Genomic DNA, 21,326 nt, shown 5'->3' with positions numbered 1-21,326 from the left:
GGGCTCAGAGCAGGAAGTCCCGGCCGATCCGCTCCGCGACCCGTTCCAGGATCGGGCCGGCGTCCGAGATGCACTTGCCCACGTCCGGCTCGACGTCGGTCAGCGGGTACGCCCGGCGGATGCCGGCCCGGCCCAGTTCGGCCGGCGGCAGGGCGAGGCGGCCGCACACGGCGACGACCTCCTTGCCGGCCGCCCGGGCCGCCGCGGCGACGCCCGCGGGGGCCTTGCCGTGCAGGGTCTGCTCGTCGAGCGAACCCTCGCCGGTGATCACCAGCTCCGCGCGTTCGAGCGCGGGCGCGAAGCCCAGCACGTCGAGCATGACCTCGATCCCGGCGCGGAAGCGGGCGCCGACGAGCAGCGCGCCGTAGCCGATGCCGCCCGCCGCGCCCGCGCCGGGCGCGACCGCGTACTGCGCGGCCTTCGGCCCGACCTCCGTCTCCAGCACCTTCGCGTAGTGCGCGAGCGCCGCGTCCAGTACGACGACGTCGTCCGGCGAGGCGCCCTTCTGCGGCCCGTACACCGCCGGTGCGCCCTTCGGGCCGGTCAGCGGGTTGTCGACGTCGCTCGCCAGGACCAGTTCGACGGAGGCGAGGCGCGGGTCCAGCTCCGACAGGTCGGCGCGGGCCAGCTCGGCGAGGCCGCCGCCGCCCGGTGCCACCGGCTCGCCGTCCTCGTCCAGGAACCGCGCGCCGAGCGCGGACAGCATGCCCGCGCCGCCGTCCGTGGTGGCGCTGCCGCCGACCCCGAACACGATCGTGCGCACGCCCGCGTCCAGCGCGGCCCGCAGCAGCTCCCCGGAGCCGTACGTCGACGCCGTGAGCGGTGCGAACACGCCGGCCGGGAGCCGCTGCAGCCCGCTCGCCTCGGCCATCTCCACGACCGCGGTGTCGCCGCGCACCGCGAAGGCCGCGGTGATCTCGTGCCCGAGGGGGCCGGCGACCCGTACCTCCCGGCGTTCGAACCCGGCCGCGACCGCCGCGGCGACCGTCCCGTCACCGCCGTCGGCGACGGGCAGGGCCTCCACCTCGACGTCCGGTACGACCCGGCGCAACCCGGCCGTCACCCGCTCGGCGACCTCCACGGCCGTCAGCGAGCCCTTGAACTTGTCCGCGGCCACGAGCACCCGTCGGGTGCCCCGCGCTGCAACGTCCGCCACCTTGCCATCCCCTTGCTCTCCGGGCCCCGCGCATGTCGGGGCCAGTCGCGCCGCTGCGACCTTAACCGCAGGACACCCCCGCCGTCATGCGGTGCGATGCGGTGCCCGGAACCTGGAACAAGCCTGAGCGACGGCTGTGAGCCGCCGGGCGGGCCGCCTGCCGCAACGTCATGGCCGGCCTCAAGCCCGACGAACCACCACTTACCCTTTCCGGATGAGTACCTCCCACACGACGCCCGAATTCGCCGCGTACATCGCCTCCCTGCCCAAGGTCCTGGCGGGGGCCGCCGCGATCTTCCGGGACGCCGCGGGGCGGGTCCTGCTGGTCGAGCCCAACTACCGTGCGGGCTGGGCGCTTCCGGGCGGCACGATCGAGTCCGGCGACGGCGAGAGCCCGCGGCAGGGCGCGCGCCGCGAGACGCTCGAGGAGATCGGTCTCGACCGCGAGCTCGGGCGGCTGCTCGCGGTGGACTGGGCGGTCGGCCCGGGCCGGCCGCCGCTGGTGGCGTACGTGTACGACGGCGGGGTCCTCGGCGAGGACGACTTCGAGGCGATCCGGCTGCAGGAGACGGAGCTGCTGTCCTGGCGGCTGGTCCCGCGCGAGGAGCTCACCGACCACCTGCTGGGCTCACTGGGCCACCGGGTCCTGGCCGCGCTGGACGCCCTGGCGGACGGCACGGTGACGGCCGAACTCGAGAACGGCCGCAGGGTGGGCTGACCGCCGGACCGACGTACCCCGGGCGGAGCGCCGCGATATCCGCTCGCGGTGCCCGGATCCCCCGACTTACGCTCGAACGCATGAGCAAGCCACTCGTCGCCATCCTCAGCGGGGCCGGGATCTCCACCGACTCAGGCATCCCCGACTACCGTGGGCCGAACGGGTTGTGGCGGCGGGATCCGGAGGCGGAGAAGCTCGTCACGTACGAGTACTACATGGGTGATCCGGAGATCCGGCGTCGGGCGTGGCAGTCGCGGCGGCGTAATCGGGCGCTGGCTGCCGAGCCGAACGTGGCGCATCGGGCGGTGGCCGGGCTGGAGCGGGCCGGGGTGCCGGTGCGGGTGATCACGCAGAACGTGGACGGGCTGCACCAGCTCGCCGGGATGCCCGTGCGCAAGGTGCTCGAACTGCACGGCACCGTGCGGAGCGTGGTGTGTACGAAGTGTCATGCCAGGGGGCCGATGGCGGAGGCGCTCGCGCGGGTCGAGGCAGGTGAGGAGGATCCGCCGTGCCGGGGGTGCGGCGGGATCCTGAAGTCGGCCACCGTGATGTTCGGCGAGCGGCTCGACCCGGTGGTGCTGGGCGAGGCCGTCACCATCACCAAGGCCTGCCAGGTCTTCGTCGCCGTCGGCACGAGCCTTAGGGTGCAGCCCGCCGCCGGGCTGGCCGGCGTCGCCGCCGACCACGGGGCCCGGCTGGTCATCGTCAACGCCGAGCCGACGCCGTACGACGAACTCGCCGACGAGGTCGTCAGGGAGCCGATCGGGACGGCGCTGCCGAGGCTGCTGCGGGAGCTGGCAGAATCCAGCGCGGTATAGGTCTGGGTCTGGGTCTGGGTCCAGATCCGATCCGGGTTCTCTTCAACTGGCGCTAGAACAGGGTCGTTTCGCCGGGGGTCGTGCCGCTCTCGAAGTCCAGCAGGCGTTGTTTGCGGGGCAGGCCGCCGCCGTAGCCGGTGAGGCCGCCGCCGGCGCCGATCACGCGGTGGCAGGGGACGATGATGCCGATGGGGTTCTTGCCGTTGGCGAGGCCCACCGCGCGGGAGGCGGCCGGGTTGCCCAGGGCTTCGGCGAGTTCGCCGTAGGTGCGGGTCTCGCCGTAGGGGATCTTGCGCAGTTCGGCCCAGACGGTGCGCTGGAACGGGGTGCCGTGCAGGCGGAGTTCGAGAGTGAACTCCGTCAGTTCGCCTGCGAAATAGGCCTTCAACTGGTCCTCGGTGTCGGCGAACAGGGTGTCGTCGCGGGGGCCGAAGTTCTTCTCGGGTGGGCGGTGGCGCTGTTCGGTCATGTAGAGGCCGCACAGGACGCCGTCGTCGGCGACGAGGGTGAGGGGGCCGTACGGGCTGTCGACGATCGTGTGCTGGTTCATTGAACGTCCCTATACAGGAAGGAAGTTGATCGGGTGGCTGTCGGTCGCCCAGAGGTACTGGACGGCGTACGCGCGCCAGGGGCGCCAGGCCGCCGCGCGGGCGGTGAGCGCCGCCGGGGTGGAGGGCAGGCCCAACTCCTGGGCCGCGCGCCGGATTCCGAGGTCGGTGGGGAGGAACGCGTCGGGGTCGCCGAGGGCGCGCATCGCGATGACGTCGACCGTCCACGGGCCGAAGCCGGGCAGTGCGAGGAGCCGGGCGCGGGCCTCGGACCAGTCGCTCTCCACACCCAAGTGGAGTGTGCCGTCGGCGAGTTGGCCGACCAGGGTGGTGAAGGTGGTGCGACGCGTGCGGGGCATCGCCAGGTGCTCGGGGTCGACGGCGGCGAGCGCCTCGGGGGTCGGGAAGAGGTGGGTGAGGCCGCCTTCGGGGTCGTCGACCGGGTCGCCGTACGCGGTGACCAGGCGGGCCGCGTGGGTGCGGGCGGCGGCCGTGGAGACCTGCTGGCCCAGCACGGCGCGTACGGCGAACTCCGCCTCGTCGACCGTGCGCGGGACCCGGCGGCCGGGGACCTTGTCGACCAGGGGCGCGAGCAGCGGGTCGGTGCGCAGTTGGTCGTCGACGGCGACCGGGTCGGCGTCCAGGTCGAGCATGCGCCGGCAGCGGCTGATGGCGACGGTGAGATCGCGCAGGTCGCTGAGGGTGAGTCGGCAGCCGATGTGGTCGGGGTTCGGGGTGAGCGCCACGATGCCGTGCCCGTACGGCAGCCGCAGCGTGCGCCGGAACGCGCCGTCCCGCCACTCCTCCACGCCCGGTACGCCGGTCGCGGCGAGGTGCCCGAAGAGGTTGTCGGGGTTGAGGGGGGCGCGGAACGGCAGCCTCAACTGGAGGGTGCCCGGCGTCGCCGGGGCGTTCTTCTGCGGGACGCGGGCGCGCAGTTCGCTCGGGGAGAGTGCGAAGACCTCGCGCACGGTGTCGTTGAAGGTGCGGATGGAGGAGAAGCCGGCGGCGAACGCGACGTCCGCCATGGGGAGTTCGGTCGTCTCGATGAGGAGGCGGGCGGTCTGGGCGCGCTGGGCTCGGGCCAACGCGAGGGGGCCCGCGCCGAGTTCGGCGAGGAGTTGGCGTTCGACCTGGCGGGTGCTGTAGCCGAGGCGGGCGGCGAGTCCGGGCACGCCGTCGCGGTCGACGACGCCGTCGGCGATCAGCCGCATGGCGCGGGCGACCAGGTCGGCGCGCTGGTTCCACTCCGGGGAACCCGGAGTGGTGTCGGGCCGGCAGCGCTTGCAGGCGCGGAAGCCGGCCTGCTGGCAGGCGGCGGCGCTCGGGTGGAAGACCATGTTCTCCGGCTTGGGCGGCACGACCGGGCAACTGGGCCGGCAGTAGATTCCGGTGGTCAGGACCGCCGTGAAGAACCAGCCGTCGAACCGCGCGTCCTTGGACTGCACGGCGCGCACACAGCGCTCGCGGTCGGTGTACATCCCGTTCTGCATACGTCCAGCATCGACCAGCGCTCGCCCCGGTGCTAGCGAGAATCCGACATCAACCTCGCGTGTCCTGCACCTGCACCTGCACCGCTCCCGTCCTCTGCCTTACCCCGTCTCCTGCCGTGGCGATGCCAGTGACCAGATCACGAACACGTCGATCGCCATGACGGTGATCGACCAGAGCGGCTGGTACGGGAGGAAGAGGAACTGGGCGACCATGCTCAGCGCGGCGAGGAAGATGCCCGTGTAGCGGGCCCAGGTCATGCCCTTGAGCAGGGCCGCGCCGGTCGCGGCCGCGAGGGCGCCGAGGACGAGGTGGATCCAGCCCCAGCCGGTGAGGCTGAGCTCGTAGACGTACGAGCCGACGCGGGCGTAGACGTCGTCCTCGGCGATGGCCGCGATGCCCTGGAAGACGGCGAGCACGCCGCCGCACAGCATCAGGACGCCGGCGAAGGCGATGCCGCCGCCGACCCTGCTGTCCGGCGGGGTGGGCCGGTGCGGGCCGCCGCGCGGCGTGGACCAGGCGGTGCCTATCTCGCCGTGCGGGTCGCCGGTCGGGGTGTGCGGGCTCATGCGGGGCTGTCCTTTCGGCGGGGCCGGGTGGCGAGGAAGTCGACGACGCCCTGCGCGAAGAGCAGGGCGAGGGCGAGGCCGACGACGACCCAGCCGGTCGGGTACGGCCACAGCAGATAGGCCAGGACGGCCGCCCCGGCCAGGATCCAGGTGATCCAGGTGCGGAAGCGGTGCACGAACGGGCCGACGGGGCCGGTGCGCAGTCCGGCGTGGTCGGCGGTCGCACGCACGGCGCCGATGCCCGAGTGCCACAGCCCTCGGACGAGGGTGGCCCAGTGGCCCGGTCCGGTCAGCCAGGCGGCGAGGGCGACCACCACGCCGAGGGCGACGACCTCCCGCACGGAGGTGCGCAGGAAACGGGTGAGCGTGTCGTAGACGGATCCGGCGGCCGGCTGTGAGATGCCGGCCGGGAGGGCGTCCAGGTAGACGACCCGGAAGACGGTGAGCGCGACGCCCAGCAGGAGGGTGGCGAAGGCGAAGCAGAGCGCGGAGACGATCAGGACGCGTCGGCGGTGGGTGGAGAGCAGTACGCCGGACGCCACCAGCAGGACGGCGACCACGGGCAGCCACAGACCGGCCAGTTGCAGCAGCCGGAAGTAGGTCTTGACCTTGCCGATGTCGTCGGATCTGACGACCGTGAAGTCGGTGTGGATCTCGGGGATCCTCTTCGCGATCGTCATGCCGGAGTCGACCAGCCGTTGTTTGACCTGGTCGACGACCGGGGCGAGGTCCACGGTCACCGTGTTCTTCTCGATCTTGACGGCGCCGCCGCCGCTGCCGGTGAGGGCCTTGTTCACGGTGTTGTGGATGTGGCGGTTGGCGTCGACCCAGATGCGTTCGAAGGCGTCGGAGGCGATGACGGCCTGCGCCTTGTCGTGCACGAAACTGCTGACGGCGCCCTCGATGGAGCCGCCGAGCTTGCCCAACGCCTTCTGGACGAGCGGGCGTTGGGCCGGGAGCACGTCCTGGAGCAGTGCGTCGAGGTCGATGTGGTCCATGACGGCGTTCGTGACGCGGGTGGCGGCGGCGTTCTGCACGTCCCGGTCGCGCGCGAGGGGGCGGACGGTGTCGACATAGCGATCCGTGTCGCCCACGATGTCGGACGTCCAGGCGGCGACCACGGCCAGCGGGGCCAGGACGCAGCCGAGGACGATGAGGACGACCGCGACGATCGAGCGGACCCGGTGGTGGGTGGGGCGGCGGGTGCGTTCCGCTTCCAGCGCGGCGATGCGCGCTTTGAGTGCCGCCAGCTCGGCGGGGGCGGGAGCGCCGCTGCCCGGCGCCCCGTTGTCCGGGGCACTGCTGTCCGGCATGGCGGGCTCCCTCGCCGTCGGGTCCGGTCCGGCCCGGCCAGTCTCCGTCCAGGTCCCGTCGGGCCCGTCCGGGTTCGGTCCGGTGGATGCCAGCACATCCCGGGCGTACGGCGGCGGCGAGCGCGGCGGGCCGTTCGGGTGAGCGGTCCCGCCGGGCGCGGTGTGCGGGAGCTACATGTTGATCATGTGGCCGGCCAGGCCGTGCACGGCCTCGTTGACGGCCTCGCCCAGGGTCGGGTGGACCGGTGGCTGCGGGAGGGTCCCGCCGGCCAGGCGTCGGCGTCGGAGTCGGCTGGAGAGGACGGGGGCCGTTCGCGCTGAGGCCGGCCGTTGCCCCCGGCCGGCCGACGGCGCTGGAAGTGGTTACTCGGATGTCGCCGTCGGGCGTCGTGAGGCGGTCGTCGCCTCGGCGATGTTCGTCAGCGGTCGCAGCCGGTAGGTGTGTGTGTAGTCGCGGTCGGCGAAGAGTTTGTACTCGTTGTGGGTGTGCGCGCCCCAGCTGTTGTCGCCGCCGACGCCCATCTGGCGGTGGTTCAGGCGGAGTACGACCTCCTTGCGGGGGGTGAGCTGGTAGTCGTGGCGGGCGCCGACCGACAGGTCCTCGGGTGTGAAGTGCGAGGCGTTGATCTCCAGGAGGGGCTCGCCGGAGACGAGCAGGCCGTTGCCGTCGTCGTCGGTGAGGGCGGCCCAGCGGACGTCGGTCTTGTTGCCGTTCTCCTGCGGGCGCAGGTAGGAGGTCCACTGGCCGGTGACGGTGCCGGAGTACAGGCCGACGTCGGTGGCGTCGTTGCGGTCCCAGTGGTTCTCCTCGGGGCCGCGGCCGTAGTAGTGCAGTCGCTCCAGGCGGGCGGGGAGGAACAGCAGGGTGCCGACCTCCGGGATGTACGGCAGTGAAGTCGCGCCCGGGTGCAGGGTGTTGTCGACCTTGATCTCACCGTTTCCGAAGACGGTGTAGGTGGTGGTGTACGTCGATTCCGTCGTCGTGGGCAGGGTGCCGGCGACCTTGATCTCGACAGCCCGGTCGCGCAGCGCCCGCACCGTCACCGCGGTCACCTTGCGGTGCTCGCCGGCGTCGCGCCAGGTCTGGTTGCGGGTGTGCTGGCCGTTGCCGCGGTCGTTGTCGGTGGGGGCGCGCCAGAAGTTCGGGGCCGGGCCGGAGGCGATGAGTTGGGCGCCGTCGGCCTGGTACGAGGTGATGACGCCGGTCTTCTTGTCGACGGTGACCGAGAAGTCCGTGCCCGTGACGGTGACCGACCCGTCGCCGTCCGCATAGCTGAGCGCGGGGACGCCGGCCAGGGACACGGGCGTGACGGCGGGGCTGCCCGCGTCGACGGCGAGTTGCTGCCTGGCCACCTCGAAGCCGGCCTTCGCCCACTTCGTCGTCTCCCTTGTGGTGAACGACAGTTGGAGGAAGTACTCCGCGCCCGGCACCGGGTCGCCCGGCAGCGTGAACGGCACGGTGATGTTCCTGCTCGACAGCGGAGCCACGTCCAGTTGGACACGGGTCAGCTTTCCGCGTTCCAGTACGTGGCCGTCGCCGACAAGCTCCCAACGTCCGTCGAATTCCCGGAGGTTGGTGAAGAGGTACTCGTTGGTGAGGGTGACCGTGCCGGGTGTGGGGCCCGAAGTGACCTGCACGGCCTGGTAGATGCGCTTGACCTCCGCCGACTTGCCGGTGAGTCCGCGGTCGGCGGTGACGATGCCGTCGCCGGAGAAGGCCCCGTCGTTGGGGTTGTCGCCCCAGTCGCCGCCGTAGGCGCGGAACGACGCCTCGCGGGGCCGTCGCTCGGTGAGCCCGACGGTGGCGGCGTCGAACCAGAACCGCACGCCGTCGTCGCCGGGGCCACGGCCGGCGGAGGCCAGTTCGGCGGCGGTCAGCGCCCGGGCGTACACCCGGGCGCGGCGGATCGTGCCGCTGAACTCCCGGGTCGGGTTGTCGACGTCGGTGGCCAGCGACAGGGGCGCGGTGTTGACGGCGGGGCGCACCGTGGTGGTCCGGGTGGCCCGGACCGTGCCGTCGACATGGAGGGTCAGGGTGCCCGCCGCCGCGTCGAAGACGCCCGCCACGTGGTGTTCGGCGCCGGTCCAGTCGTCCGGCAGCGGCCAGCTCGCGGTGATCCACTGGCCGCTGCCGTAGACGAAGAACTCAAGGGTCCGGTCCGACTGCTTCAGGGCGTACTGAGTGTCGCCCTTGGCCAGGATCGGCTGGTGGTAGCCGGTGACGTGCGGGGTGATCCAGGCCTCCAGCGTGAGGGAGCCGGTGAGGTCGAGGCGCGCGTCTCGGGCGAAGACCGTACCGCCGAAGACGCCCTGCTCCCGGGTGAACGTGCCGCCGGGGGCGATGAGTTCGCCGTGCAGCGCGGCGGGTCCGGCCTCGGTGAACAGCTTGCGCGCCGGGGTGGGCCAGTCGAGGGCCTGGTCGACGAAGTCCCAGATCCAGCCGCCCTGGAGTACGTCGTGGGCGCGGACGAGGTCCCAGTACTTCTTGAAGTTCCCGCTGGAGTTGCCCATCGCGTGGGAGTACTCGATCATCACGTACGGCCGGGTGTCGGCGGTGTCCTTCGCCCGGGCCTCGACGCGGGCGGGACTGTCGTACATCTCGGAGCGGATGTCGCTGATCCCCGGGCGGTCGTCGCCCTCGTACTGGATGACGCGGGTGGTGTCGTAGGAGCGGATCCAGTCGTGCATGGCGGTGAACGTGCTGCCGCCGCCGGCCTCGTTGCCGAGGGACCAGACGACGACCGACGCGTGGTTCTTGTCGCGGTGGACCATGTTCTGGGCGCGGGCCACGCACGCCCTGGTCCACTCGGCGTGGTCACCGGGGTACTCGTTCCGGATGCCGTGGGTCTCGAGGTTGGTCTCGTCCACGAGGTACAGGCCGTACTCGTCGGCGAGTTCCAGCCAGAGCGGGTTGTTGGGGTAGTGCGAGGTGCGGACGGAGTTGATGTTCAGCCGCTTGATGATCCCGATGTCCTCGACCATGTCCGCGCGGGTGAGGGCCGAGCCGTGGACGGGGTGCATCTCGTGCCGGTTGGTGCCCCGGAAGGAGACCGGGTTGCCGTTGATGCGCATCAGCCCGTCCTTGAGCGCGAACTCGCGCAGGCCGACCCGGTGGGAGACGGTCTCGGTCACCCGCCCCGCCGGGTCGCGCAGCCGGAGCACGGCGGTGTAGAGGTTCGGGTGCTCGGCCGACCACAGGCGCGGCGCGGGCACCGCCTTCGCCGCCTGGACGGTCGTCTCCTGGCCGGAGCCGACGGCGACGGCCTGCTGGAGCGGCCGGGACCACACCGGATGCCCGTGCGCGTCGTAGAGCTGGGTCTCGACGGAGTAGCGGCCCGCGCCCTGTCCGCCGTAGTCCCGCACGCTCGCGGTGACCGACAGGGCGGCCGCCCGGTAGCCGTCGGTCAGCGGGGTGTCGAGTCTGAAGTCGCGCAGGTGGACGGCCGGTGTGGAGTACAGGTAGACCGAGCGGAAGATGCCGCTCAGCCGGATCATGTCCTGGTCCTCCAGCCAGTCGCCGTCGGAGTAGCGGTAGACCTCCACGGCGATCTGGTTGGCGCCCGGCTCGAGGTGCGGGGTGATGTCGTACTCGGCGGGGTCGTAGGAGTCCTCGTGGTAGCCGACCAACTCCCCGTTGATCCATACGTAGTGGGCGGACTTGACGCCTTCGAAGTGCAGGAACGTCCGCCGCCGCGCCCAGCCGCCCGGAAGCGTGAAGGTGCGGCGGTACTGGCCCACGGGGTTGTAGCGGGTGGGGGCGTGCGGCGGCTGCGCCTCCTCGCCCAGGCCGTTGGCGCCCCACCACGGGTAGTCGCTGTTGATGTAGATCGGGCGGTCGTGACCGTGCAACTGCCAGGCCGAGGGGACGGGGAGGGTGTCCCAGCCGCTGTCGTCGAGGTCGGTGCGGTGGAAGTCGGCGTCGCGGTCGTCGGGGCGGTCTGCGTGGGCGAACTTCCAGGTGCCGTCGAGGCTCAGCCGGTACGGGGAGCGGGTGCGGTCGGCGGCGAGGGCCTGGGCGAGGTCCGCGTACGGCATGAGGGTGGTGTGCGGGGCCTCGGTGCCGAGCCGGAAGACGTCGATCGAGCCGTTCCACTGCGGCTGTCCCGGGGTGCCGTCCGCCGCGACGGCCCGGTGGGCGGTGGACGGGGCGGACAGGGCGACCGCGCCGAGGGCGGCGGCCGACCCCTCGAGCAGACGGCGTCGGCTGACGGCCGGCCGCCGCTGGTGGTCCGGCTCCACCCGCTGGGGGCGGTCCGGCCGGTCCATGGACGACACGTGCGGGTGCGACATGACCACGACCTTCCTCGGGGCGACCGTGCGGCTGTGCACGGACGGAGGGTGCGTCAGATCTTGTCCACTCCTGTTGAAAAAACGAACATAGACGCGCCGTATTGACCGAATATCAACTCTCTTCGGCGCAACGCCACTTGGTTCCCACGGTTCCCTCAGGTCCCCCCGGCTCCAACGAGCTCCCACGGGCTCTGCTGGCGACTCCCGTCAGTAGACGTCCCGCACGTACCGCTTGTCGGTGGCGAGTTGCTTCACATGGGCCGCCGCCGCCTCCTCGCTCATGCCGCCGTGGACGACGGCGACGTCGCGCAGGGCCCGGTCGACGTCCTTGGCCATGCGGGAGGCGTCGCCGCAGACGTAGAAGTGGGCGCCGTCCTGGAGCCAGGACCACAGGTGGGAGCCGTGCTCGCGGATCCGGTCCTGGACGTAGACCTTGGCGCGCTGGTCGCGGGAGAAGGCGGTGTCCAGGCGGGCGAGGGTGCCGTCGGCCCGCAGACCGGCCAGCTCGTCCGCGTAGTAGTAGTCCGTCGCCCGGTGCTGCTCGCCGAAGAACAGCCAGTTCGGCGCCCGGTGCCCGCGCTCCCGGCGCTCCTCCAGGAACCCGACGAACGGCGCGACGCCGGTACCCGGGCCGACCATCACCATCGGGGTCGCCGGATCGGCGGGCGGGCGGAAGTGCGGGGAGCGCTGCACGTGGACCGGGACCTCGGTGCCGGGTCCGGCGTCGGCGAGGAACGGCGAGCAGACGCCCTGCCGGGGGCGGCCGGCCAGGTTCTCGTACCGCACGACCGAGACGGTGAGCGAGACGAGGTGGGGGTCGGTCAGCGGGCTGGAGGAGATGGAGTACAGGCGCGGTTGCAGCCGTCCGAACAGCTCGGCCCACTCCTGGGCGTCGGCGCGGACGCCGAACTCGGCGGCCACGTCGACGGCTTGGCGGCCCCAGGACCACTTCGCCAGCTCGTCCTTGTTGTCGGGACGCAGGAGCTTGCGCAGCTCGCGCGGGTCGCGGGTGCGGTCGGCGGTGAAGCGGAGCAGGGCCGACGTGACCCGGGTGACGTCGAGATGGCGCAGCAGGGCCTCGCCGAGGGCGACCTCTCCGACACCGTTGACGACGACGGGCGTGTGCGCGTCGAGACCGGTGACGGTCAGCCACTCCGCCACCAGCTCCGGGGAGTTGAGGGGGCGCACGCCGAGGGCGTCGCCGGCCTCGTAGACGAGCGGGGTCTCGCTGTCGCTGGTGTCGAAGGTGAAGCGCCGGACCTCCTTGCCGGAACCCGGCAGGCTGAGCAGCCGGTTGCCGGTGAGACGGGCGGTGACGGGGACGGGGCGCTTGGCGCGGGGAGGGACGGGGGGTGCGGGCGTCGCGGCGGTGGTGGGGAGGGTGGCGGTGTCGGCGGGCGTCTGGGCGGAGCCGAGGGCCGGGGCGGGGGCGAGGCCAGGACCCGGCGACTCGGCGGGGGCCGCGGGGAGGAGCTCTGTGGCCTCCTTCAGGGCGGTGACCACCTGGTCGAGCCAGGCCTCGGCCTCCGTCTCGTAGTCCGGTTCGCAGTCGGTGCGCGGGGCGAGCCGGACCGCGCCGAGCTCGTCCAGCCGGTGGTCCAGGCGTCGGCCGTGGCCGCAGAAGTCGTCGTACGAGGAGTCCCCGAAGGCGAGGACGGCGTAGCGGCGGCCTTCGAGGCGGCCGGTGTCCAGCGCGTCGAGGCCGTCCCAGAAACCGGCGCCGTTGTCGGGGGCGTCGCCGTCGCCGAAGGTGCTGGTGATCAGCAGCAGGTCGGCTTCTGCGGGCAGGGCGGCGGGGTCGGCCTCGTCCATGGATATGAGGGAGGCCGGGTGCCCGCCCGCGGTGAGCCGGGCGGCGGTGGTGGCGGCGAAGTCCTCGGCGTTGCCGGTCTGCGAGGCCCACAGGATCACGACCCGGCGCAGCGGCGACTCCTGGGGCGCGGCAACGGCAGTGGTGCGGGAGTACATGCCGGCGAGGGTGCCGTTGACCCACAGGGCGTGCTCGTGGCTGAACGGCGCGTCCGGCGGGAGGACGGGGACGCCGGGGGCGCCGGCCGGGATGCCGGCGAGGAAACCGACCAGGTACTGCCGTTCGCGCTCGGTCAGGACCGGCGGCGGGGCGGGTTCCAGGCCGAAGACGGCGGCGGCGGAGGCGGAGGGCTGGACGGCGGTCGGCACGAGGACGGGCGTGGATGTGAGCGTGGACGTGGGCGCCGCCAGGACCGGCGTGTGTGTGGCCGACGTCCTCGTCGTAGGGGTGCCCGTGGTCGGGATCTGCACGCTGACCGGGGTCGACACCTTCGTCAGTGAGACCGCGCACACCTTCAGTTCGGGCTGGAAGGAGAGCGGGTCGACGGCGTCGCTGGTGACCGCGTTGACGCTCAGGTACTCGCCGAACAGGTCGTTCCAGTGGAACGGCGCGAAACAGGAGCCGGGCAGGACGCGGTCGGTGACGACGGCCGGCAGCACGGCCCGCCCGCGCCGCGAGGCGACCTCGACGGAGTCGCCGTCGGCGAGGCCGAGCGCGGCGGCGTCCTCGGGGTGCACCTCGACGAACGGCCCGGGGTCGAGCTTGTTGAGCTTGGCCACCTTCGCGGTCTTCGTCAGGGTGTGCCACTGGTGCTGGAGGCGGCCGGTGTTCAGGACGAACGGGTAGTCGTCGTCGGGCATCTCGGCGGGCGGGACGTGCGGGCGCGGGTGGAAGACGGCACGGCCGGAGGCGGTGGGAAAGGTGAGCGAGCCGTCGTCGTTCACGTACCGGATCGGGTTGCGGTCCGGGCCGTCGGCGGTGGCGGCCGGCCACTGCACGGGGGTGGCGCGCAGCCGGTCGTACGTCACTCCGCGCAGGTCGTAGCCGGTCGCCGGGTTGTGGGCGCGCTTGATCTCCTCGAAGATCTGCTCGGCGCTTTCGTAGGTGAAGCCGTCCGCGTAGCCCATCGCGCGGGCGACGGCCGCGATGAGCCGCCAGTCGGCGGTGGCCTCGCCGGGCGGGTCGGCTGCGGGCCGGGCCAGGGTGAGGTTGCGCTCGCTGTTGATGAGGACGCCCTCGGTCTCGGTCCACAGGGCGCCGGGCAGGACGACGTCGGCGTACGCGTTGGTCTCGGTGTCGGCGAAGACGTCCTGGGCGACGACGAACTCGGCGGCCTCCAGACCCTCGATGACCGTCCTGCGGTTGGCGACGGAGGCGACCGGGTTGGTGCAGATGATCCAGCAGGCCTTGATCTCGCCGTCGGCCATCTTCTGGAACATCTCGACGGTGCCCTTGCCGACGCCGTCGGCCCGGATCGTGCCCGGCTGAAGCCCCCACAGCTCCTCTACGAAGGCGCGGTCGGCGTCGACGAGGACGGAGCGCTGGCCGGGCAGCCCCGGTCCCATGTAGCCCATTTCCCGGCCGCCCATGGCGTTGGGCTGGCCGGTGAGGGAGAAGGGCCCGCTGCCGGGGCGGCAGATCGCGCCGGTGGCGAGGTGGAGGTTGACGAGCGCGTTGGTGTTCCAGGTGCCGTGCGTGGACTGGTTGAGGCCCATGGTCCAGCAACTGGTCCACTCCCCCGCCTCCCCGATCAGCCGGGCGGCCGTGCGGAGGTCGGCCTCCGGGATGCCGGTGATCTCCGCGACGGTCGCGGGCGGGTAGTCGGCGAGGAACTCCGGCATCGCCGCCCAGCCCTCGGTGTACGCGGCGACGAAGTCGGGGTCGGTGTGGCCGTTCTCGTGCAGGAGGTGGAGCAGGCCGTTCAGGAGGGCGAGGTCGGTACCGGGCCTGACCTGGAGGAACAGGTCGGCCTTCGCGGCGGTGGCGGTGCGGCGCGGGTCGACGACGATCAGTTTCGCGCCCGCTTTCACCCGGTCCATCATCCGCAGGAACAGGATCGGGTGGCAGTCGGCCATGTTGGAGCCGATGACGAGGAAGACGTCCGCCTGGTCGAGATCCTCGTAGGAACCGGGCGGGCCGTCGGCGCCCAGCGACAGCTTGTAACCGGTTCCGGCGCTGGCCATGCACAGCCGGGAGTTCGACTCGATCTGGTTGCTCCGGAGGTAGCCCTTGACCAGCTTGTTCGCCAGGTACTGCGCTTCCAGGCTCATCTGCCCGGACACGTAGAGGGCGACCGCGTCGGGGCCGTGCTCGTCGACGATCGCCCGCAGCCGCCGTGCCGTCTCGGCGACGGCCGCGTCCACGGGGGCGGGCTCCGGCTCCGCGCCGCGGTCCGGGCGGACGAGGGCGGTGGTCAGGCGGCCTGGCGCGGCGAGCATGTCGGCGGTGGTCGCGCCCTTGGTGCACAGCCGGCCGAAGTTCGCCGGGTGCGCCTTGTCACCGGACGCCTTCAGGACCGTACGGCGTCCGTCCGGGCCCATGCCCACGTCGAGGACCATGCCGCAGCCGACACCGCAGTACGAGCAGACCGTGCGCACCTTCGTCTCCGTCGCGCTGTCGGTCCGCGGGTCCAACGCGGCCACGGGCGCCCCTTTCCTTCGGACGATCGGCCTGATGAGAGCCTCTGCAAGCCTCTGCGACGGTACGAACCGCGCATTACGCAGGTGTCTCCCGGACCGGCCGCCGGGAGTTAAGCCCGGCGCACAGCGGAGAGCGGGCGGGTGTGAGCGGGCGGCTGCCGACCCGCAGACGACCCGCAGAAGAGCAGGCTACCTGGGAGGCGAACGGGCGTTCCGGGGCTGTGAGCGGGGCGACATCCGGGGTACAGCGGGGCGGGCTCCGGGGTCCGACGGGCGGGGCTCCGAGGCGCGGCGGGCAGGGCTTCGGGGTGCGGCGTGCCAGGTTCCTGAGCGTGAGCAGGCCGGGTTCCGGGGCATGGGCGGGCCGGAATCCGGGGTACGGCAGGCCGGGCTCCAGGGCATGGGTGGGCCGGGTTCCTCGGCGCGGGCGGGGCTGTGAGCGGGGAGTTCCGTCCGTCGCTGTGAAGTCCCTTTGCCAATCATGGATGGCATGACCGCGTCAAATCTGTCACGCTTCCGGCAGCCGCCGTCGCGCACTGCCCTACAGCACACCCACGCCGTCGGGACAGCCACCGAGCAGGCCGGAAACCCGGCCGCCGCAAAGGAGCCACGTGTGAGACCCACCCCCCGCAAGGCCCTCGCCACGAGCGCACTCGCCCTCGCCGCGCTGGCCGCCGTCTCGCTCCCCGCCACACCCGTGGCCGCCGCACCGGAGAAGGCGACCACCGCGGCAGCCGCCTGCACCCCGGCCCAGGTGGTCGCGGGCGGCGACTTCGAGAGCGGCACCTCCGCGTGGACCCCGTCCTCGACGAGCGTGATCACCAGCCGCACCGGTCAGTCCGCGCACGGCGGCACCGCCTTCGCGTGGCTGGACGGAGTCGGCAGCACGCACACCGACACGCTGTCGCAGAGCGTCACGATCCCGTCCGGGTGCGCCGCCGCCACCCTCACCTTCTGGCTGCACGTCGACTCGGCCGAGACGACCTCGTCCACCGCGTACGACAAGCTGACGGCCAAGATCGGCACGACGACGCTGGCGACGTACTCCAACCTCGACAAGAACACCGGCTACGTCCAGAAGTCGTTCGACGTGTCGGCCTTCGCGGGCCAGACCGTGAGCCTCGCCTTCACCGGCACCGAGGACTCCAGCCTCCAGTCGAGCTTCGTCCTCGACGACGTCGCCCTCAACACCTCGGGCGACACCGCCCCGCCGGCGGACTCGACCCGTACGCCGGTCGCCCCGTCGTACACCGTCAGCCTCACCAGCAACACGGCCGGCACGGCCTGGACCGGTCACGAGAGCGCGACCTTCACCAACGCCTCCGCCACCGCGCTGAGCGAGGTGTACCTGCGGCTGTGGGACAACTACCACGGCACCTGCTCCGCGATGCCGATCACGGTCACCAACGTCACCGGCGGCACCGCGGGCGCCCTCTCGGTCGGCTGCACGGCCCTCCAGATCGCCCTGCCCACCCCGCTCGCGCCGGGGCAGAGCGCCACGATCGGCTTCGACCTGGGGATCACCGTCCCGAGCGGCGCCGACCGGTTCGGCTACGACGGCGCGTTCAGCATGATCGGCAACGCGCTGCCGGTGCTCGCGGTCAAGGACGGGACGGGCTGGCACCTGGACCCGTACACGAACAACGGCGAGTCGTTCTACTCCCTGGCCGCCGACTTCCATGTGACCCTCGACCACCCGACCACCCTGCTGGTGCCGGCCACCGGCGCCTCGGTCGACACCGCAGGCTCCAGCGGGCGCACGATCACCACGGCGACCGCCGCCAAGGTGCGTGACTTCGCGTGGGCGGCGGGCCCGTTCAGCAAGATCTCCGGCACTTCGACCGCCGGGACCCCGATCAACGTCTACTCCGTCTCCGGCATCAGCTCGGCCAACGCGCAGTCGATGCTCACCACCGCCAAGACCGCGGTCGACGCCCACTCCGCCCGCTTCGGGGCTTATCAGTACGGCGAGTTGGACGCCGTCATCGACAACAACTTCTGGTTCGGCGGCATGGAGTACCCCGGGTTCGTCCTCGACCTGGTGAGCACGACGGCGCTGACCCATGAGATCGGCCACCAGTGGTGGTACGGGATCGTCGGCGACGACGAGTACAACAGCCCCTGGCTGGACGAGTCGTTCACCGACTACGCCACCGACCTGGCACTGGGCAAGACCGGTTCCGGCTGCTGGAGCAGCGTCTCGTGGGCCTCGTCGGCGGAGAAGATCACCAACTCGATGGCCTACTGGGACGCCCACTCCTCCCGGTACTCCACCGTCGTCTACGGCTACGGCAAGTGCGCCCTGCACGACCTGCGCCGCCTCATCGGCGACACCGCGATGGCCAACCTGCTGAAGAGTTACGCCACTTCGCACTGGTACGGCGTCTCGACCACGGCCGAGTTCAAGGCGGCGGCCCAGGCCGCCACGACCACGGACCTGACGTCGTTCTGGACGACCCACCGCATCGACGGCTGATCCTGATCCGGCACCGGTTCGTCCACTGATACTGATACCGCCCTCCCGCCGCGACCGGGGGGGGCGGTATCAGCTCGCCAACTGCGGCTACAGGGCGGTCAGTTCACCGGACTGCCCCCACGTCGGTGCGCGGCCGCACGACCACCACCGTCACCGGACCTGTCCGGCGAACGCCTCGTACGCCCGCTCGTCGAAGAGGACGAACCTGACCTCCTCGACGTCCGTCTCCGTGGCCCGGACCGTCTCCACCGCGATCCGGGCGGCATCGTCCATCGGCCAGCCGTAGATGCCGGCGGAGACCGCCGGGAAGGCGACGGTGCGGGCACCCAGTTCGTCCGCCACGCGCAGCGACTCCCGGTAACAGGAGGCCAGCAGCTCCGACCGGTCATCGGTCGCGCTGTGCACGGGGCCGACGGTGTGGATCACCCAGCGCGCGTCCAGTTCGCCCGCGGTCGTGGCGACCGCGCGGCCGGTGGGCAGGCCCTTGCCGTAGTGCGCGGCGCGCAGGCGGCGGCAGTCGGCGAGGATCTCGGGGCCGCCCCGGCGGTGGATGGCACCGTCGACGCCGCCGCCGCCGAGCAGGGAGGAGTTGGCCGCGTTGACGATGGCGTCCACGGACTGCCGGGTGATGTCGCCCTGGACGAGCGTGATCGTGGTCGTGGTCATGCCTGTGTATACCAAGGCCAACCGCCGGCCGAGCCCCGATCCGGTCCCGGGTCCGATCCGGTCGTCAGCCCTGCCGCCGCAGCCTCCGCCACACGGCCTTCGCCGCGTTGTGGCCCGACATGCCGTGCACGCCCGGGCCGGGCGGGGTGGCCGAGGAACAGATGAAGACGGCCGGGTGCGGGGTGGCGTACGGGAACGGGGTCAGCTTGGGGCGCAGCAGGAGCTGGAGTCCTGAGGCCGCGCCGGAGGCGATGTCTCCGCCGACGTAGTTGGCGTTGCGGGCGGCGAGTTCGGCGGGGCCGGCCGTGGCCCGTGCGAGGACGCGGTCGCGGAACCCCGGGGCGAAGCGCTCCAGTTGGCGTTCCATGGCGTCGGTGAGGTCGCCGGTCCAGCCGTTGGGGACATGGCCGTACGCCCAGAAGACGTGCTTGCCGGCCGGGGCGCGGGTGGGGTCGACGACGCTGGGCTGCACGGTGATCATGAAGGGCCGGTCGGGGGCCCGGCCCTCCCGGGACGGGGCGCGCAGGGCGGCGCCGATCTCCGCGCTGTCCGCTCCGATCTGTACGGTGCCGGCGGCGCGGGCCTCCTTCGCGGTCCACGGGACGGGGCCGTCGAGCGCGTAGTCGATCTTGAAGACGCCGGGGCCGTACTTGTAGCCCTCGTAGTAGTTGCCGAAGCCGGCGATGCGGGCGAGGGCGGTGGGCGAGGTGTCGAAGACGTAGGCGCGGGCCGGGGGCAGGTCGTCGAGGCGCTTGACCTCGTAGTCGGTGTGGATGCTGCCGCCGAGATCCTGGAGGTAGGCGGCGAGGGCGTCCGAGATGGACTGGGAGCCGCCGCGGGCCACCGGCCAGCCGCGCGCGTGCGCGGCGAGGGCGAAGACCAGACCGACTGCGCCGGTGCCGATGCCGGTCAGCGGGGCCATGACATGGGCGACGAGGCCGGCGAAGAGGGTCTTGGCGGGCTCGTCGCGGAAGCGGCGGGTGAGCCAGGCGGCCGGGGGCAGCCCGACCAGGCCGAACCGGGCCAGGGTGACCGGGTCGCGCGGGAGCGCGGTCAGCGGCAGCGACATGAAGTCGCGGGCCAGGGTGTCCCACTTGGGCAGGAAGGGCTCGACCAGGCGGCGGTACGCGCCCGCGTCGCGCGGCCCGAAGGACGCGGCCGTCTCGGCGACCGACCTCGACAGCACGGCGGCGCTGCCGTCGAGGAACGGGTGGGCCATGGGCAGTTCGGCGTGCAGCCACTCCAGGCCGTAGCGCTCCAGGGGCAGGGCGCGGAAGGCGGGCGAGTTGATGCCCAGGGGGTGCGCGGCGGCGCACGGGTCGTGGCGGAAGCCCGGCAGGGTGAGCTCCTCGGTGCGGGCTCCACCGCCCACGGTGTCCCGCGCCTCGAACAGCGCCACGGAGAAGCCGCGCCTGGCCAGCTCCACCGCCGCGGTCAGCCCGTTGGGCCCCGCTCCCACCACGACCGCATCGAGCATCGACGGCACTTCGACCCCTTCGTCAGCCGGTGACCTCCGTAGACCGGCGGCCCCCGCAATCAGGATATGCCGGTGCCACGACAACACCGGCGGCGCGGTGCCCCCGAACCGTCGGGAGCCTCGATCCGTCCGTCGGGAAGCATCGAACCGCCGGAAGCCTCGAACTGCCGGGAGACTCGAACCGCCGGGCGGCCTCGAACCGCCAGGCAGCCTCGCTCTCACGCGGCCAGGCCCGCACACCGCCGGATCCGCGCCACCGCACCGCGGAAGCCGCCGCCCGACCACGTCAGCAGGCCCGCACCCACATCAGCGGGCCCGCACCCACACCCGCGCCCGCAGGAGCCGCCCCACCGCAAGCAGGAGCCACCCCCACCGCCCGCGACGACCGCACCCCGCGCCGCAGAACCCGCCCCCGCCCCGCGGAGACCCTCACCGCCCCAGTGGTCCGCCTCCCGCGAGCAGGTCCGCCACCCGGCGGGCCGTCGCCGCGTCCCTGGCCGCTGTGAACGGCAGGGTGTTGCCCCCCGTGATGCGGAACGGCCCGCCGGTGAGGGTGAGGTGGGTGCCGCCCGCCTCCTCGACCAGCAGCAGTCCGGCCGCGTGGTCCCAGGCGGCCTCCCAGGAGAAGGCCGTGGCGTCCAACTCGCCCCGGGCGATGGCGAGATACTCCAGGCCGGCCGATCCGCACGCGCGCGGTGCGACGCCGTCCGTCCACAGCGCCAGCAGGGCGCGCTTCTGCTCGTCGGTGGTGTAGTCGGGGTGGGAGGTGGCCACCGTCAGGTCGCGGCCGGGCTCGGGCGGGCCGGCGAACAGGCGCTCGCCGTCCAGGAACGCGCCGCCGCCGCGCACGGCCGTCGCCAGTTGGTCGCGGGCCGGGGCGTACGTCCAGGAGGCGAGCAGGACGCCGCGCCGGGCGAGCGCGACCAGGGTGCAGAAGCCGTCGTCGCCGTGCACGAACTGCCGTGTCCCGTCGACCGGGTCGATGATCCAGACCGGCGCGTCGCCCTGTATCGCCTCGTACGTCGCCGGGTCGGCGTGCACCGCCTCCTCGCCGACGACCACCGAGCCGGGCAGGAGGGCGCCGAGGGCCTTCGTGAGGAACAGCTCGGCGTTACGGTCGGCGTCCGTCACCAGGTCGTGCGGTCCGCTCTTCTGGTCGACCTCGTGCGCGGCGAGCTGCCGGAAGCGGGGCATGATCTCGGCCGCGGCGGCATTGCGGAGCGCCTCCTCCACGTCGGCCGAGTGGCGGGCGAGAAAGGCGAGAAACTCGTCGATGGTTTCCGTGTCTTCGATCATGTCTCCATGAGAGCACGCCCCACTGACAATCCCCGGCCCGCCGGTGCACACCGGGTGGA

At 72.4% G+C, this 21,326-nt stretch carries 13 protein-coding genes; 3 read left to right on the top strand and 10 right to left on the bottom strand.

Annotation, left to right across the window (positions count from 1 at the left end; all coding sequences use genetic code 11):
• Window positions 1–4: 4 nt before the first annotated feature.
• A complete protein-coding gene (locus OG352_RS34535) occupies window positions 5–1,123 on the bottom strand; it encodes a glycerate kinase (RefSeq protein ID WP_329224065.1) in 1,119 nt (372 codons plus the stop codon).
• Window positions 1,124–1,370: 247 nt separating this feature from the next.
• On the opposite strand from OG352_RS34535, the gene OG352_RS34530 reads away from it, so the two are divergent.
• Both OG352_RS34530 and OG352_RS34525 read left to right on the top strand, forming a co-directional pair.
• Window positions 1,371–1,874 (top strand): NUDIX hydrolase, encoded by a 504-nt coding sequence (locus OG352_RS34530; protein WP_329222361.1) that lies wholly within the window; start codon window positions 1,371–1,373, stop codon window positions 1,872–1,874.
• A gap of 80 nt (window positions 1,875–1,954) precedes the next feature.
• Entirely contained in the window at window positions 1,955–2,692 is a 738-nt protein-coding gene (locus OG352_RS34525) for an SIR2 family NAD-dependent protein deacylase (RefSeq protein ID WP_329222360.1), read from the top strand.
• Window positions 2,693–2,744: 52 nt separating this feature from the next.
• On the opposite strand, the gene OG352_RS34520 is transcribed toward OG352_RS34525, so the two are convergent.
• The 6 genes from OG352_RS34520 to OG352_RS34495 all read right to left on the bottom strand — a co-directional run bounded on the left by OG352_RS34520 (window position 2,745) and on the right by OG352_RS34495 (window position 15,271).
• The gene (locus tag OG352_RS34520) at window positions 2,745–3,242 is read right to left on the bottom strand and encodes a methylated-DNA--[protein]-cysteine S-methyltransferase (protein ID WP_329222358.1); all 498 of its coding nucleotides are present in this window, start codon (window positions 3,240–3,242) and stop codon (window positions 2,745–2,747) included.
• 9 nt (window positions 3,243–3,251) lie between these two features.
• Complete coding sequence (locus OG352_RS34515; protein ID WP_329222356.1) at window positions 3,252–4,733, bottom strand: AlkA N-terminal domain-containing protein; 1,482 nt, start codon at window positions 4,731–4,733, stop codon at window positions 3,252–3,254.
• A gap of 99 nt (window positions 4,734–4,832) precedes the next feature.
• On the bottom strand, window positions 4,833–5,300 hold the full coding sequence (locus OG352_RS34510; RefSeq protein ID WP_329222355.1) for a DUF7144 family membrane protein: 468 nt from the start codon (window positions 5,298–5,300) through the stop codon (window positions 4,833–4,835).
• On the bottom strand, window positions 5,297–6,613 hold the full coding sequence (locus tag OG352_RS34505; protein ID WP_329222352.1) for a hypothetical protein: 1,317 nt from the start codon (window positions 6,611–6,613) through the stop codon (window positions 5,297–5,299). The genes OG352_RS34510 and OG352_RS34505 overlap by 4 nt, the downstream gene beginning before the upstream one ends.
• Window positions 6,614–6,976: 363 nt before the next feature.
• Window positions 6,977–10,903, bottom strand: a complete 3,927-nt coding sequence (locus OG352_RS34500; RefSeq protein WP_443072519.1) for a glycoside hydrolase family 2 TIM barrel-domain containing protein — start codon at window positions 10,901–10,903, stop codon at window positions 6,977–6,979.
• Between the two features lie 207 nt (window positions 10,904–11,110).
• Window positions 11,111–15,271 (bottom strand): molybdopterin-dependent oxidoreductase, encoded by a 4,161-nt coding sequence (locus OG352_RS34495; protein WP_443072518.1) that lies wholly within the window; start codon window positions 15,269–15,271, stop codon window positions 11,111–11,113.
• Window positions 15,272–15,965: 694 nt separating this feature from the next.
• Here OG352_RS34495 and OG352_RS34490 point away from each other — a divergent pair.
• Entirely contained in the window at window positions 15,966–17,828 is a 1,863-nt protein-coding gene (locus OG352_RS34490; protein WP_329222349.1) for a M1 family aminopeptidase, read from the top strand.
• Window positions 17,829–17,978: 150 nt separating this feature from the next.
• Here OG352_RS34490 and OG352_RS34485 read toward each other — a convergent pair whose 3' ends face one another.
• From OG352_RS34485 to OG352_RS34475, 3 genes are all read right to left on the bottom strand, one after another.
• Complete coding sequence (locus OG352_RS34485; RefSeq protein WP_329222347.1) at window positions 17,979–18,494, bottom strand: O-acetyl-ADP-ribose deacetylase; 516 nt, start codon at window positions 18,492–18,494, stop codon at window positions 17,979–17,981.
• Between the two features lie 64 nt (window positions 18,495–18,558).
• Window positions 18,559–19,971: a phytoene desaturase family protein gene (locus OG352_RS34480; RefSeq protein ID WP_329224063.1), complete on the bottom strand. Its 1,413-nt coding sequence runs from the start codon at window positions 19,969–19,971 to the stop codon at window positions 18,559–18,561.
• A gap of 429 nt (window positions 19,972–20,400) precedes the next feature.
• Window positions 20,401–21,267, bottom strand: coding sequence for an inositol monophosphatase family protein (locus OG352_RS34475; RefSeq protein WP_329222345.1), 867 nt, complete (start codon window positions 21,265–21,267; stop codon window positions 20,401–20,403).
• Window positions 21,268–21,326: the final 59 nt, after the last annotated feature.

The sequence above is a fragment of the Streptomyces sp. NBC_01485 genome, assembly GCF_036227125.1.
GTDB lineage: Bacteria > Actinomycetota > Actinomycetes > Streptomycetales > Streptomycetaceae > Streptomyces.
This window is presented reverse-complemented; position numbering and strand designations above follow the sequence as displayed.